Here is a 15,021-nt window from a genome sequence, read left to right on the forward strand (position 1 = left end):
TCGGCGCCCGGACCGCGTAGCAGATCACGTGACTGACTCATCGCATCCCGCTCCCACGGGATTTCGTCCCGGAGTGCGTCTCGCCTTCGACGTCGGAAAGGCACGTATTGGTGTCGCTCGTTGCGATCAGGACGCGATCCTGTCGTTTCCTGTGGTAACTCTCAGGCGGGACCGTTATGGTGCTGATCTCGATGAGGCCGTTGACCTCGTCGAGGAGTACGGTGCCTTCGAGGTGATCGTCGGTCTGCCCAAGCACATGGGCGGCGGCAGCTCGAGCTCGACCAGGGATGCCCGCAGATGGGCCCAGGACCTGGCGAGTCTCCTTCCGCGGCGGGTGTGTGTGCGGCTGGTTGATGAGCGGCTCACCACCGTCACTGCTCACCGGGATCTGCATGCGGCCGGCCTGAAGGAGAGGAGCTTTCGCGGTATCGTCGACCAGGCGGCAGCGGTCGTCATCCTTGAACAGGCCATCACAACCGAGCGGATGTCCGGGGTTCCGGCCGGTGAGCGAGTCCACCCGATCAAGAGAGGCAGAGCGTGAGCCACGACGATTTCTTCGCCGAGCTCGGCATCCAGCGCGATGAAGATGCTGGTGACGCCACAGAGAAGCCCAAGAGCCGCAAGCAGCGGCGCATGGAGAAGGTCGAGCGTCGTCAGCGCAAGCGGCGCCGGCACTGGCTGACGAGCCTGGTCATCGTCATCACCCTCGTGGCAGTCGGCGTCCTGGGCTACAAGGCCATCGGAATCATGCGAGACGCCTCCGCTCAAGCGACCCACGCCGAGGACTACCAGGGCAACGGCGAGGGGGAGGTCACGGTGACGATCCCGGAGGGCGCCTCCGGCCTGGACATCGGTGACATCCTGCAGGAGAAGGGCGTCGTCGCCTCCGGTAAGGCCTTCACCAACGCGGTGAAGAACAACCCGAAGGGCAGCACGATCCAGCCGGGCACCTACAAGCTCAAGAAGAGGATGTCCGCCAACGCCGCGCTCCAGGCGCTGCTCGATCCCGAGACCAAGGGCGACCACACCCTGACCGTCTCCGCGGGCAACACCAAGCAGATCGTCAAGGACCGGCTCAAGCAGGTCAGCAACTTCACCGACGAGCAGATCGAGGCTGCGTACGCCGACACCGCGGCCATCGGCCTACCGGCCGAGGCGGGCGGCAACGTCGAGGGCTGGCTCGCGCCGGGGACCTACGACGTCACCGAGAACGCGACTCCCACGGACCTGGTCAAGCAGATGGTCTCCCGCACCCAGACCCAGCTCAACGACCTCAAGGTCGCCAAGGAGGACTACCACACGGTCCTGACCAAGGCCTCCATCGTCGAGCGCGAGGTCAACGACCCCAAGTACTACGGGCAGGTGGCCCGGGTCATCGAGAACCGCCTGGCTCAGGTCGACGGAGAGACTCAGGGCAAGCTCCAGATGGACTCGACGGTGCAGTACGGTCTGGGGCGCTTCGGCGGCATCCCCAGCTCCACCGAGCTGGCGGACTCCAACAACGCGTACAACACCTACGTGCACCAGGGGCTCCCCCCGGGGCCGATCGGCAGTCCCAGCGAGGAGGCCATCAAGGCGGTGCTCAACCCGCCAGCCGGAAGCTGGCTCTACTTCGTCACGGTCAACCTCGAGACCGGGGAGACCCTGTTCTCCTCCACGAGCGAGGAGCAGGCCGCCAACACCAAGAAGCTCGACGACTACTGCAAGAACAACGAGGAGATCTGCAACGGCGGAAAGAAGAAGAGTGGATGACGCTCGGGGCGCGGGGCGGCGCCACCGTGCCGCCGTCATCGGCATGCCGGTGAGCCACTCGCTGTCCCCCGTGCTGCACCGCGCCGCCTATACCGGGCTGGGTCTGAGCGACTGGTCCTATGAACGCCGCGAGACAGAGCCCGCGGTTCTGGAGGGGCTGCTCGCCGAGCTGGCCGCCCCGGTGCAGGCTGGGCCCACCTGGGCGGGGTTGAGCGTCACCATGCCCCACAAGCAGGCCCTCCTGACCCACCTGGACGTCATCGATCCTCTGGCTGAGGCGGTTGGCGCGGTGAATACCGTGGTAGCCCAGCGCAGCGGGGCAGGGGAGGCGCTCCTGACTGGTTTCAACACCGACGTCGCCGGCATCGTCGGTGCGCTGCGGGAGACCGCCCACAGAACGCTCGAGGACTTCCCGCAGGACGTTCTCCGGGTTGAGCGCGCGGTTGTCCTCGGGTCAGGCGCCACCGCCTGCTCCGCGCTGGCGGCGCTCGGCGAGCTCGGGGCCGGTCGCATCACCGTCGCCGCACGTCGCCATGCCGGTCCCGGCCGCGCGCTCAGTGCCGCGCACCGCATGGGGCTGGACAGCGAGGCTCTCACCTGGAAACCGACCGACCCGGCTTCTCACGCCGAGGTGGCGCAGTGCCTGGCCGCGGCCGACGTCGTCGTCTCCACCCTGCCCGCAGGGGCGGCGGACCCTCTGGCCGGTCCGCTGGATGAGGTCCTGGACCACTTAGGCGGAGCCCGGCCTGGAGCCGTCATGCTCGACGTCGTCTACGCCCCCTGGCCCACGCAGATCGCCGAGGTCTGGGCGCGCGGCGGGGGAGCCGTCGCCCCGGGGTGGCTCATGCTCCTGCACCAGGCCGTGCCCCAGGTCCAGCTCATGACCGGGCAGCAACCCGATATCGAGCTCATGCGCAGCGCGCTCCTGTCGGCTCTGACGACTCAGCCCTGACAGTCCTGACAGGTCCTCAGTCCCCGTCACTGGCTGGCTCCCACCGGGTGGGCGACCTGCGATGAGGCGCAGCGGAGACACCGTGAGGGTGTGAGAGTATCTACCTCATGCTTCGATGGATGACGGCCGGGGAGTCCCACGGCGAGGCTCTGACAGCGGTGATGGAGGGCGTTCCCGCAGGTGTGCGGATCTCCAGTGAGGACATCAGGGCTGCGCTGGCCCGCCGTCGTCTGGGACACGGGCGGGGTGCTCGCCAGGCCTTCGAGCGCGATGAGCTGCGGGTCCTGGGCGGAATCCGCCACGGCAGCACCATCGGCAGCCCCATCGCGCTGCAGATCGGCAACTCCGAGTGGCCCAAGTGGTCCACGGTGATGAGCGCTGATCCGGTGGACCCGCGTGACCTGCTCATCGACGCCGGCACCGGCGACGAGCGCGAGATCGCTCGCAATCGTCCTTTGACGCGCCCCCGGCCCGGGCACGCGGACCTGCCCGGCATGCTCAAGTACGACCTGGATGAGGCGCGCCCAGTGCTGGAGCGGGCCTCGGCCCGTGAGACCGCGGCCCGGGTGGCGCTGGGGGCGCTGGCCGAGGCCGTCCTGGAGCAGGTCGCCGGTATCCGGCTGGTCAGTCACGTGGTGCGCATCGGAGCCGTCGCCCTGCCCGACGACGTCCCCCCTCCCACCGCTGACGACACCGAGCGTCTCGACGCCGATCCCGTGCGCTGCACGGATCCCGCCACCAGCGCCGCCATGGTCGCCGAGATCGACGCCACCAAGAAGGACGGGGACACCCTCGGCGGTGTCGTCGAGGTCATCGCCACCGGTGTCCCGGTGGGGCTGGGCACCCACGTCTCGGCCGATCGCCGCCTTGACGCCCGGCTCGCGGCCGCGCTCATGGGTATTCAGGCGGTCAAGGGCGTGGAGATCGGTGATGGCTTCGCTGAGGCGGCCAGGCGCGGCTCGGCAGCGCACGACGAGATCGTCTCGGTGGTCTCCGGGGAGCTCACGCGGAGCACGAACCGCGCCGGCGGCATCGAGGGCGGAATCTCGAACGGCTCCGCGATTCGGGTGCGAGCCGCCTTCAAGCCGATCTCCACGGTGCCTCGGGCCCTGCGTACCGTCGATATGGCCACCGGAGAGGCGGCCACCGGGCTGCACCAGCGCTCCGACGTGTGCGCCGTCGTGCCCGGTGCCGTGATCGCCCAGGCCATGACCGCCCTGGTTCTGGCCGATCTTCTCCTGGACAAGACCGGTGGCGACTCGGTTGCCGAGGCCCGACGCAACCTTGAGAGCTACCTGGCCCGCGTCGCGGAGCGGACGCAGTGGTGATCACTGCGGTGAACCCGGTGGTGAGTCGGGCGGTGAGCGCGATACTGGTGTCCACGGTGAGCTCAATGGTGAGGGAGACACGATCATGACCTGGAAGCACGTTCCGACCATCGCCCTGCGCGACGACCAGCTGCCCCTGGTGCTGGTGGGGCTGCCCGGTGCGGGCAAGACCACCCAGGCCCGCCTTCTGGCTCAGGCCCTGGGAGTTCAGGTCACTGACACCGATGCCGAGATCCGGCGTCGCGCCCGGATGACGATCCCGGAGATCTTCGCCTCCGAGGGGGAGGAGGGCTTCCGCGACCGGGAGCACCGGGCGATGCGGGCCGTCCTGGACTCCCCGGCGGCCGCGCAGGGCGTCATCGCCCTGGGTGGGGGAGCGGTGCTGCGCCCCGAGAACCGCGAGCTGCTGCGCGGTCACACCGTCATCCACCTGTCCGCCTCCCCGAGCACCGCCGCCAGGCACGTGGGCGATGGGACCGGGCGCCCCCTCATGACCCCGGACGCCGACTCCGACCAGACGCGCGCCGCCCAGCGTCGCAGTGAGCACCTGGCGGAGAACCGGAGCGATAAGCAGGGCGAGTACGACGGCGTCCTGGCACGGATGGAGGCCCTCCACGCACAGCGCTCACCGCTGTACTCCGAGGTGGCGACCCTCACCGTTCCCACCGACGGGCTGACTCCCCAGCAGGTCGCCGCTCTCATCCTGGTGGCCCTGGGGGTCCAGACCTCTCAGGCAGTCGGTGTCCTGGCTCCCATGGCCGAGACGCAGACAGACTCGCCCGCTGCCCCGGACGGGGCCGATGCCTCGCCACGGCGCGTCCGCGTCCGGCCCGTGGCAACCACCGAGGCCAGCAGCGGCGCACGGAGGGTCACCGTCGGCGGCCCGAGCCCCTACGACGTACTCATCGGCCACGGGCTCCTGGCCGACCTGGCTCATGTTGTCCGGGACGCCCCGGGGGCAGGTGCAGGGGGCGTCGCCATCATCCACGCCAAGGCCCTGAGCGAACGCGCCACCGGTGCCGAGCAGCAGCTCGCCTCCCAGGGACTGCGCGTGCTTCGGATCGAGGTGCCCGACGGCGAGGCAGCCAAGAAGGCCCGTGTCCTGGAGTACCTGTGGGAGCGACTCGGCTCCTTCCGTCTGGGGCGCGACGGACTCGTCATCGGCCTGGGTGGTGGGGCGACCACGGACCTGGCCGGCTTCGCCGCCGCCACCTGGCTGCGCGGCGTCCCGGTGGTGCAGGTGCCCACCACCCTGCTGGCCATGGTCGACGCCGCCGTCGGCGGTAAGACGGGGATCGACACCCCGGCCGGCAAGAACCTGGTCGGCGCCTTCCACCCACCGGCCGCCGTGATCGCCGACCTGGAGACACTCTCGACCCTGCCGACCGCCGAGCTGCGGGCCGGGCTCGGCGAGGTCATCAAGTGCGGGCTCATCGCCGACCCGGTCATCCTCGACCGCGTCCTGGCCGAGCCCGCCGACTGCCTGGCCTGGGACTCCCCGGTCCTGGCCGACCTCGTGGCCCGTTCGATCGCGGTCAAGGCCGCCGTCGTGGGGGAGGACCTCACCGAGGCGGGACTGCGGGAGATCCTCAACTACGGGCACACCTACGCGCACGCGATCGAGAAGGTCACCGGCTACTCCTGGCGTCACGGAGAGGCGGTCGCCGTCGGCTGCGTCTTCGCCGCCGAGGTCGCCCACCGCTGCGGCAAGCTGAGCAGCGACGCCCTGGCACTGCACCGTCAGAGCCTCAAGGCGGTCGGGCTGCCGGTCTCCTTCCCCGAGGGCCACGGGCGGTGGGATGAGCTCAAGGCGGTGATGATGAGTGACAAGAAGGTGCGCGGGGGCCGGTTGCGCCTGGTCCTGCTCGACGACGTCGCCAGGCCCGTGAGAGTCCAGGCTCCCGGTGAGGACGTTCTCATCCAGGCTCATGAGGCCGTCACCGGTCAGGCCGGCTGAGCAGGAAGGCAACGGGCGTGACCTCTGACCCGCCTCGGGTACTGGTTCTCATCGGTCCTCCGGGGGCCGGCTGCTCCAGCGTGGGGCGGGCAGCTGGGGCCGTCGCAGGCCTGCCTGTGCTCGACCTGGGCCGCAGCGTCGCCGACGAGCTGGGAACCAGCCCCGACCTGGCTCTTGTCGCAGTGCCGGAGGCCGAGTACCGGCGGGTGGAGACGGATACCGCGCTCCGGCTCCTGGACCGTGCGGCGGCCGAGGGCGCCGTCGTGGCCCTGGGCTCGGGGTGCCTGGAGGACCCTCGAACACGTGAGCGCCTGGAGGAGCTGCGGCTCGGCCACGACCGGGCTCTCCAAGCGGGGGCAGTAGGTGCAGTGGCGGCAGTGGTGGCACTGACCTGCTCCCCCCGGGTGCTCGCCACCCGCAACGGTCTGGACGCGCCCCGGTCCGTGGCCCTGGGGACCGTCCACCACCAGTTCGTCCAGATGCTTCGCGACCGCCAGGCCAGGTGCCGGGAGCTGGCCGACGTTGTCGTCGACACGACCTCGACCACGCCCGAGGAGGCCTGTGCCGAGGTCATGCGCACCGTGGGATCCGCTTTCTCCCGCCGCTCGTGACCGGCGTGACACACCCGTCACAGGGTGAGCCCGGTACGTCGCGGTAGGATCAGCGAGTCCCAGACGCAACGCAACAGTGAGGAAACCCTCGTGGCAACGACGAACGACCTGAAGAACGGCATGGTGCTCAACCTCGAGGGCCAGCTGTGGCAGGTAGTGGAGTTCCAGCACGTCAAGCCCGGTAAGGGCCCCGCCTTCGTGCGCACCAAGATCAAGAACGTCCTGTCCGGCAAGACCGTCGACAAGACCTTCAACGCCGGTCTCAAGGTCGAGACGGCGACCGTTGACCGGCGTGACATGCAGTACCTCTACAAGGACGGCGACGACTACGTCTTCATGGACGTCAAGTCCTACGAGCAGACCTACGTCCCCTCAGCCACCGTCGGCGACGCCGCCACCTTCATGCTCGAGAACCAGGATGTCATCGTGGCCTTCCACGAGGACGCCGTCCTGTTCGTCGAGCTGCCGGCCTCCGTGGTCCTGACGATCTCCCACACCGAGCCCGGTCTCCAGGGCGACCGCTCCAGCGCCGGCACCAAGCCCGCCACCGTCGAGACCGGTGCCGAGATCCAGGTGCCGCTGTTCCTCAACACCGGTGACAAGGTGAAGGTGGACACCCGCTCCGGCTCCTACATCTCCCGCGTCACCGACTGATGGCCGAGACCCCCGAGGAGACCCCCGAGAAGGGCTCGACCCGCTCGAGCCCCGCGTCGCGTCATCCAGTCACCGCCCGCACCAAGGCGCGTCGGCGCGCGATCGAGATCCTCTTCGAGGCCGACCAGCGCGGGATGCTGACCTCCGACGACACTGAGGAGCTGCGCTCCTTCGCGCAGCTGCGCGCCGTCAGCTCGGCGAACCACACCGAGGCTCCCGCCTACACCCGGGAGATCCTCGACGGCGTGTGCGACCACCTGGCCGACATCGACGAGACGATTCAGACCTACGCCCAGGGCTGGACCCTGGGACGCATGCCGGCCGTCGACCGGGCCATTGCCCGGGTCGCCACCTGGGAGATCGTCTACAACGACGACGTCGACGCCCCTGTCGCCGTCGATGAGGCCATGACACTCAGCCGGATGCTCTCCACGGACGAGTCCCCCCGGTACCTCGGTGGACTCCTGGGGCGCATCGGCGACCTCGCGGACACGCTGCGTTGAGCTCTCGGTCGCTCCGCTCCCGGCATGGGGCTCACTCCCTATGCCGGGAGCTGGGCTCAACCTGTCAACATGACCTAGCCTGGGCCACATCCATCCGCCGATGCCGGAGCCTCCTGTGACCCAGCTACCTCCCCAAGACCCCAACGACTACCCCTACATCAAGGGCGCTTCAGCGTCCTCGGACGGGGCACACGACTCGCAGGTCCCTGCGCAGTCGATCCCCGGCTCCCTCCACGTCGGCCGGCCCGCCGCCGCACCGGGAGCGGGGTATCCCGGCGGACCACCGCCCCTGGGAGGCGTCCAGCCGCCTCCAGCAGGACCTGGCGGCTATCCGTGGGGCGCTCCCGGCCCCGCCCCCTATGTTCCGTACCCCCCACCGGTGCTGGTTCCAGTCCCTGGAAGCAGCTGGAATGACCCGGCCCTCATCGCAGGACGCAAACGCACCACGAACCGCCGAGTCGCGATCTCGGGCAGCATCGTGGGGCTCATCACCGCGATCATTCAGCTCATCGTCACCGCAACCTTGTTCCTCGGCCCCCGGTACCTGGGACCTCCCGATTTCGGTGTGCTGCTGGCCATGCTGATCATCTTCTTCGGCCCGATCGTCGTCGGTATCGGATGGATCAGCAGCTTCATCGTCTCCCTCGTCGCCTGCGTACAGGCCCATTCTCGGGACGCCGGAACCCAGCCCGAGGGCTGGAGCGAGGCCAAGATGCCGACATCGGCACTCATGGCCGCCAGCATCGTGCTCGGTATCCCCATCGTGATCATGTACACGACCCTGATCAAGATGGTGCAGAGCGACATCGATCGGCTGATCGACGACCTTTTTGGACCAGTGGTCGTCTCCTGCGCCGTGGTCCAGGTCCTGCTGACAGCGGGGTACATCTATCTTCTCAGAAGGAGCACCGCACTTGACGCCAGCGTGAGCCCACGCGCGACGTCGGAAGGAGTACCGCAATGAGCACACCCGGCACACCTCTCATCGCCGTCACAGGCGCCACCGGGAAGATCGGCGGCGCAGTCGCCGAGCAGCTGCGCGATGCCGGTCTCGCCCCACGGCTCCTGGTCCGGGACGTCTCCCGGGCTCCTGCATGGGCCGGCGACGTTCACGTCGCCGGGTACGGTGACGAGCAGGCCGCGCGCAGAGCCCTGTCCGACGTCGAGATCCTGTTCATGGTCTCCGCGGCCGAGTCCGAGGACCGCCTGGAGCAGCATCGCGCCTTTATCGCCGCTGCGGCACACGCCGGGGTCAGGCACGTGGTGTACACGTCTTTCCTGGGAGCCTCCCCGCACGCGACCTTCACCCTTGACCGTACCCACTGGTACACCGAGGAGGCCCTGCGAGACTCCGGGATGGGGTACACGTTCCTGCGCGACTCCTTCTACACCGACTTCTTCATCGAGATCGCGGCCGAGGGCTCCATCACCGGCCCCGCCGGCAACGGAAGAGTCGGAGCGGTGGCGAGGGCCGACGTCGCCTCCGCCGCGGCAGCGATCCTCAAGGATCTTGCTGCCGGTGAGCGGCGCCATGACGGCGTCACCTACGACCTCACCGGTCCGCAGGCCTTCACCATGGAGGAGGCCGCCCGGATCATCACGGAGGCGACTGGCAGGAGGACGGTCTACCGTCAGGAGACCGTCGAGGAGGCCTACGCCTCCCGCGCTCACTACGACGTTCCCGACTGGGAGAAGGACGCCTGGGTGAGCACCTATACCGCCATCGCCGCCGGTGAGCTCGACGTCGTCTCGGACGCCGTCGAGCGGCTGACCGGCAGGCGGCCCCTCAGCCTGCGCGACCTGCTTACGCAGGGTCATTAACCGTCCATCGCACGGACGACGATGTAGTCGATGTCCACCTGGGCCTGAGTGAAGCCCTCGTGGTTGAGTCGTCCCCGATGGATGCTTCCGGTGTGCGTGGTCATGCAGATGTGGTACGAGGAGGCTGGGCCGAAGCAGGCGTCGAACTCCTGCTGCGATTCGGAACGCGGCACCTCGTGGTAGGGCTGGCCGTCGAAGAGGAAAAGAATCCTCTCCGGAGTCCTCTCCATCCCGTAGGTGTGCCACTGGGTGAGATCGGGCCGCGGTGAGATGCCCAGGTTGCTTCCCTTGCCGCCCGCCTGGCCGAAGTGGACGGTCGACTCGGCGATACCGGTAGCGCTACCGCCGCCGTAGGTCTCGACGACATCGATCTCGCCTCCGTTCTTCTCGTCGTCCGCTCTCAACCAGATCCCGGCGAACAGGCCCTCGTCCGACTGGGGGAAGCGCGCCCTGGTCTCCAGCGAGCCGTAGACGAAGGAGAAGAGCCCCTGCGTGGTGATGAAGGTCTGGTCGACGTAGCGGACGGTCTCCTCCTTGTCGAAGCGGTTCTGGAAGCCCTTGAGAGGAGTGGTGCGCTTGCGCCACAGGAGGTGCCCGACGCCGTCACTGACGCTGTGGGTGTCATGCGTGAACACCCCCCAGTCGTAGCTCGTGCAGGACTCGGGCTCCGAGCGGTTGTCCCGCCAGCGGGAGGGGGAGAAATCGGGCCCCTGGGAGAACTGCTCGTCGAAGATGACGGAGCCGAAGCCGTGCGCCGGCTCGGCCGCGAGGACGGGTGAGGGGGCGAGCAGGCCGGCAGCGGCCAGTCCGGTCCCGGCGCCGAGGCCGGTGATGATTGAACGTCGAGTGGGGAGAGTCATGTCATTCCTTGCTTGAGAAGAAGTCGCTGACGCAGCAGCAACCCGGGTCCTTACCTGCCTTGCGACATCGTTCAGGTCTCAATCGGGCTCAGATGGATCCGGCACTCACTTCTCAAGCTCTCGACATGTTGTGACGATCTCGCTGCTCAACGTCTGATGACGCCGCGGCATTGGAGCAAGAGTATGACATTGTTACGGAGTTTCTGTAGATGGGGACATTCCCTCTTGCGGTCCGTGCCGGGCGCTGGGCCGATTCACCCCACCTTGGCGTGACCTTCGTCTCGGAGAGTCCTTCGGTTCTGTCGCGCGGAGCCCGTCGCGGCGACGTAAACTTACGGTCGACCAACATCCTTTAAGTCCGTCCAGAGAGGCGGGGAAGGAGGCCTGAAATGGCCGAACGTTTGTCAGGCGCCACCGGCGCACCATCCTCGGGCAAGGAGATCCTCGGGCCTCCCGAGATAGCCCGTTCCCTGTTCCGCATTGCGCACGAGATCCTGGAGCGCAACCACGGGGCTCAGGACGTCGTCGTCCTGGGGATCCCCAGCGGGGGAGTGCCTCTGGCGCACCGACTCGTTGAGGCGCTGGCCGTTGCGTCGAACGAGGGGGCGCAGCAGACCGAGCCGGCGGATCGGCCGAAGAGGGCCAGCGCAGGGGTTCCGGTCGGCACCCTGGACATCACCATGTACCGCGACGATCTGGGACGTCACCCCATCCGCGTGCCTCGTCCCACCGAGATCCCCCAGGGGGGTATTGACGGCAGGATCGTCATCCTGGTCGACGACGTCCTCTACTCGGGGCGCACGATCCGGGCCGCCCTCGACGCCCTGGGCGCCATCGGGCGCCCCCGGGCCGTGCAGCTGGCCACCCTTGTCGACCGTGGCCACCGGGAGCTGCCCATCCGGGCCGACTACGTGGGCAAGAACCTGCCGACGTCCCGTGCGGAGAAGGTCGTGGTCTCTCTGACCGAGCTCGGCGCCTCCACCGACGCCGTCACCATCGTTCCCGCAGACGTCCCCACTGAGCGCTCAAGCGAGCGCACCGACCAGGAGGCCACCCGATGAAGCACCTGCTCTCCGCCAAGGACCTGACCCACGACGAGGCGGTCATGGTCCTGGACACCGCCGAGGCCATGGCCGCGACCCAGAGCCGCGCGGTCAAGAAGCTTCCCACCTTGCGCGGTAAGACCGTGGTCAACCTCTTCTTCGAGGACTCCACCCGTACCCGCCTGTCCTTCGAGGCGGCCGCCAAGCGCCTGAGCGCCGACGTCATCAACTTCTCGGCCAAGGGATCCTCGCTGTCCAAGGGGGAGTCCCTCAAGGACACCGCCCAGACGATCATGGCCATGGGGGCGGACGCCGTCGTCGTGCGCCACTCGGCCTGCGGCGCCGCGCACCTGCTGGCCCACGCCGGCTGGATCAACGTGCCCGTGCTCAACGCCGGCGACGGCACCCACCAGCACCCCACGCAGGCGCTTCTGGACGCCATGACCCTGCGCCGCTGGTACGTCCCCGGTGCACCCGGCACCGCGGACGGCAGCCCCGCCCCGCAGGGACGAGACCTGGAAGGAGCCCGTGTCATCATCGTCGGAGACGTCCTGCACTCCCGGGTGGCCCGCTCCAACGTGGACCTCCTGACGACGCTCGGTGCCGAGGTCACCCTCGTGGCGCCTCCGACGCTGCTGCCCATCGGCATGGAGAGCTGGCCCTGCGAGGTCTCCTACAACCTCGACGAGGCGATCGAGGCGGTCCAGCCCGACGCCGTCATGATGCTGCGGGTCCAGCGCGAGCGCATGAGCGCCGCAGGCGGCGGCTTCTTCCCCAGCCCTGCCGAGTACTCCAGCGTCTACGGCCTCAACTCCGCCCGTCGCCGGGCCATGCCGGAGCACGCCATCGTCATGCACCCCGGCCCCATGAACCGCGGCCTCGAGATCACCGCCGAGGCCGCCGACGACCCCCGCTCGCGCATCATCGAGCAGGTCGGCAACGGCGTCTCCGTACGCATGGCCGCCCTCTACCTCCTCCTCGCTGACGAAGGGAACCAGCTGTGACCTCCCACCTCCTGACCGGTGTCCGCCCCTACGGCGAGGACCCCACCGACATCCTCATCACCGACGGCACCATCACCGCCATTGGCCCCGACGCCTCAGCGAAGGCCCCCGCCGACGCCGTGCGACACGACCTGAACGGGCTCATCGCCCTGCCCGGGCTCGTCGACATCCACACCCACCTGCGTGAGCCGGGTGGGGAGTCCGCCGAGACCGTCTACACCGGCACCCGGGCCGCAGCCGCCGGCGGCTACACCGCCGTCTTCGCGATGGCGAACACCACCCCCGTGCAGGACAGCGCCGGCGTCGTCGAGCAGGTCCTGCGGCTGGGGCGCGAGGCCGGCTGGGTGGACGTCCAGCCGGTCGGCGCCGTCTCCGCCGGCCTGGCCGGTGAGCACCTGTCCGACATGGGCGCCATGGCCGCCTCCGCCGCCCGGGTGCGGGTCTTCTCCGACGACGGCAAGTGCGTCTCAGACCCGGTTCTCATGCGCCGGGCGCTGGAGTACGTCAAGTCCTTCGACGGCGTCATCGCCCAGCACGCCCAGGATCCCCGCCTCACCGAGGGCTCCCAGATGCACGAGGGCGTCGTCTCCGCCGAGCTGGGCCTGCGCGGATGGCCGGCCGTGGCCGAGGAGTCGATCATCGCCCGTGACGTCCTGCTGGCCGAGCACGTCGGCTCGCGCCTGCACGTGTGCCACCTGTCCACCGCGGGCAGCGTCGACATCATCCGCTGGGCCAAGGCCCGAGGAATCAACGTCACGGCCGAGGTGACCCCGCACCACCTCCTGCTGACCGATGAGATGGCCCGCACCTACTCACCCCTGTACAAGGTCAACCCGCCGCTGCGCACGGCCGAGGACGTCGAGGCCGTTCGCCAGGCCCTGGCCGACGGCACCATCGACGTGGTCGGCACCGACCACGCCCCCCACCCGCTGGAGGACAAGGACTGCGAGTGGCAGGCCGGAGCCTTCGGCATGACGGGTCTGGAGACCGCGCTGAGCGTCCTGATCGAGACGATGGTGAGCACCGGCCGCATGACCTGGCGAGACATCGCCAGGTCCATGTCCTCGGCGCCGGCCCGCATCGGTCGCCTGACCGACCAGGGGCAGGGGCTTGAGGTCGGCGCCCCGGCCAACATCACGGTGGTGGACCCCGAGGTGCGTCGCACCGTCGACGGCTCCGCCCAGTGGACCAGCTCCACCAACACCCCCTACGCGGGCATGGAGCTGCCGGGGCAGGTCATGGCCACCTTCCTCCACGGCCGCCCCACCGTCGTGGACGGGGCACCCGTCGAGGCTCCTGCCGGCTCGGCCCATGCCTGAGTCGACCCACCGCCCAGCCGCCCTCCTCGTCCTGGAGGACGGCTGGGCCCTGCGGGGCCGTAGCTACGGGGCTCAAGGACGCACCATCGGGGAGATCGTCTTCTCCACCGGGATGACTGGGTACCAGGAGACCCTCACCGACCCCTCCTACCACCGCCAGATCGTGGTGCAGACCGCACCGCATATCGGCAACACCGGGGTCAATGACGAGGACGCCGAGTCCCACCGCATCTGGGTGGCCGGGTACGTCGTGCGCGAGCCCGCCCGGCGCGCCTCGAGCTGGAGGTCCCGTCGGGAGCTGGAGGACGACCTGCGCGCCGCCGGTATCGTCGGGCTCTGCGAGGTCGACACCCGGGCCCTGACCCGGCACCTGCGCGAGGCCGGCGCCATGCGCGGCGGCATCTTCTCCGGGGATGCCCTGCCGGCCGGCGCCACCGACCCTGGTGGCCCCAGCCAGGCCTGCATCGACATCTGCCTGGAGGCGGTGCGCAGCGAGCCGCCCATGACCGGCCGTGCCCTGGCCGCCGAGGTGACGACTCCCTCGGGCTACGTCGTCGAGCCCAGCGGGCCGACCGAGGGGAGCGAGCCGGTCGCGGTCCTGGCAGCCATCGACCTGGGCATCAAGTCGCGCACCCCGTGGCAGCTCGCCGAGCGCGGTGTGCGTGTCCACGTCCTGCCCCAGTCCACGACTCTCTCCGAGATCCTTGCCCTCAGGCCCGACGGGGTCCTGTTCTCCAACGGCCCCGGAGACCCAGGAACCGCCGACGCCGAGATCGCGCTCCTCCGGGGCGTGCTCGACGCCGGCATCCCCTTCTTCGGCATCTGCCTGGGCAACCAGCTCCTGGGACGGGCCCTGGGCTACGGCACCTACAAGCTCGCCTACGGGCACCGAGGCGTCAACCAGCCCGTCCTGGACCGCGCCACCGGCAAGGTGGAGATCACCGCCCACAACCACGGCTTCGCCGTCGACGCGCCGACCGACGCCCCTTCCGTCGCTCCCTTCGACAACGGTCGATACGGGCGGGTGGAGGTCTCGCACCTGGGACTCAACGACGGTGTCGTCGAAGGACTGCGGGCACTGGACCTGCCGGCCTTCTCCGTGCAGTACCACCCTGAGGCGGCCGCCGGCCCCCACGACGCCGAGCACCTCTTCGACCGATTCATCCGCCTCATGCGGGAGCACCGCCAGGGCCAGGACCGCGAGGACACGAACTGAC

15 protein-coding genes are annotated in these 15,021 nt (G+C 69.2%); 14 read left to right on the plus strand and 1 reads right to left on the minus strand.

Going from position 1 to position 15,021, the window contains the following annotated elements; all coding sequences use genetic code 11:
• Positions 1-28 precede the first annotated feature (28 nt).
• From ruvX to EL340_RS03690, 10 genes are all read left to right on the plus strand, one after another.
• The gene (gene ruvX, locus EL340_RS03645; RefSeq protein WP_126413486.1) at positions 29-541 is read left to right on the plus strand and encodes a Holliday junction resolvase RuvX; all 513 of its coding nucleotides are present in this window, start codon (positions 29-31) and stop codon (positions 539-541) included.
• Positions 538-1,752 carry an endolytic transglycosylase MltG gene (gene mltG, locus EL340_RS03650; protein ID WP_126413488.1) on the plus strand — a complete coding sequence of 405 codons (1,215 nt, stop codon included), beginning with the start codon at positions 538-540 and terminating at the stop codon, positions 1,750-1,752. The genes ruvX and mltG overlap by 4 nt, the downstream gene beginning before the upstream one ends.
• The gene (locus EL340_RS03655) at positions 1,745-2,704 is read left to right on the plus strand and encodes a shikimate dehydrogenase (protein WP_126413490.1); all 960 of its coding nucleotides are present in this window, start codon (positions 1,745-1,747) and stop codon (positions 2,702-2,704) included. The genes mltG and EL340_RS03655 overlap by 8 nt, the downstream gene beginning before the upstream one ends.
• 107 nt (positions 2,705-2,811) lie before the next feature.
• Entirely contained in the window at positions 2,812-4,032 is a 1,221-nt protein-coding gene (aroC, locus tag EL340_RS03660) for a chorismate synthase (protein WP_126413491.1), read from the plus strand.
• 85 nt (positions 4,033-4,117) lie between these two features.
• Positions 4,118-5,989: a 3-dehydroquinate synthase gene (aroB, locus tag EL340_RS03665; protein WP_126413492.1), complete on the plus strand. Its 1,872-nt coding sequence runs from the start codon at positions 4,118-4,120 to the stop codon at positions 5,987-5,989.
• A gap of 17 nt (positions 5,990-6,006) precedes the next feature.
• Positions 6,007-6,600, plus strand: coding sequence for a shikimate kinase (locus EL340_RS03670; RefSeq protein ID WP_126413493.1), 594 nt, complete (start codon positions 6,007-6,009; stop codon positions 6,598-6,600).
• 90 nt (positions 6,601-6,690) lie between these two features.
• Positions 6,691-7,254, plus strand: a complete 564-nt coding sequence (gene efp / locus EL340_RS03675) for an elongation factor P (protein WP_003782199.1) — start codon at positions 6,691-6,693, stop codon at positions 7,252-7,254.
• Positions 7,254-7,757, plus strand: a complete 504-nt coding sequence (nusB, locus tag EL340_RS03680; protein WP_126413494.1) for a transcription antitermination factor NusB — start codon at positions 7,254-7,256, stop codon at positions 7,755-7,757. Before efp ends, nusB begins: the two co-directional genes overlap by 1 nt.
• A 478-nt stretch (positions 7,758-8,235) precedes the next feature.
• A complete protein-coding gene (locus EL340_RS03685; RefSeq protein WP_232023203.1) occupies positions 8,236-8,721 on the plus strand; it encodes a hypothetical protein in 486 nt (161 codons plus the stop codon).
• The gene (locus EL340_RS03690; RefSeq protein ID WP_126413495.1) at positions 8,718-9,578 is read left to right on the plus strand and encodes an SDR family oxidoreductase; all 861 of its coding nucleotides are present in this window, start codon (positions 8,718-8,720) and stop codon (positions 9,576-9,578) included. The genes EL340_RS03685 and EL340_RS03690 overlap by 4 nt, the downstream gene beginning before the upstream one ends.
• Here EL340_RS03690 and EL340_RS03695 read toward each other — a convergent pair.
• Positions 9,575-10,438: a glycoside hydrolase family 16 protein gene (locus EL340_RS03695; protein WP_126413496.1), complete on the minus strand. Its 864-nt coding sequence runs from the start codon at positions 10,436-10,438 to the stop codon at positions 9,575-9,577. The two genes, EL340_RS03690 and EL340_RS03695, sit on opposite strands and share 4 nt — an antisense overlap.
• 389 nt (positions 10,439-10,827) lie before the next feature.
• Here EL340_RS03695 and pyrR point away from each other — a divergent pair, with 389 nt between their 5' ends.
• The 4 genes from pyrR to carA are packed head-to-tail and all read left to right on the plus strand — an operon-like array spanning position 10,828 to position 15,020.
• On the plus strand, positions 10,828-11,499 hold the full coding sequence (pyrR, locus tag EL340_RS03700) for a bifunctional pyr operon transcriptional regulator/uracil phosphoribosyltransferase PyrR (protein ID WP_126413497.1): 672 nt from the start codon (positions 10,828-10,830) through the stop codon (positions 11,497-11,499).
• Positions 11,496-12,485 carry an aspartate carbamoyltransferase catalytic subunit gene (locus EL340_RS03705; protein WP_126413498.1) on the plus strand — a complete coding sequence of 330 codons (990 nt, stop codon included), beginning with the start codon at positions 11,496-11,498 and terminating at the stop codon, positions 12,483-12,485. Before pyrR ends, EL340_RS03705 begins: the two co-directional genes overlap by 4 nt.
• Positions 12,482-13,804: a dihydroorotase gene (locus tag EL340_RS03710; protein ID WP_126413499.1), complete on the plus strand. Its 1,323-nt coding sequence runs from the start codon at positions 12,482-12,484 to the stop codon at positions 13,802-13,804. The genes EL340_RS03705 and EL340_RS03710 overlap by 4 nt, the downstream gene beginning before the upstream one ends.
• Positions 13,797-15,020 (plus strand): glutamine-hydrolyzing carbamoyl-phosphate synthase small subunit, encoded by a 1,224-nt coding sequence (gene carA / locus EL340_RS03715; protein ID WP_126413500.1) that lies wholly within the window; start codon positions 13,797-13,799, stop codon positions 15,018-15,020. Before EL340_RS03710 ends, carA begins: the two co-directional genes overlap by 8 nt.
• Position 15,021: the final 1 nt, after the last annotated feature.

Source organism: Actinomyces viscosus (assembly GCF_900637975.1).
GTDB lineage: Bacteria > Actinomycetota > Actinomycetes > Actinomycetales > Actinomycetaceae > Actinomyces > Actinomyces viscosus.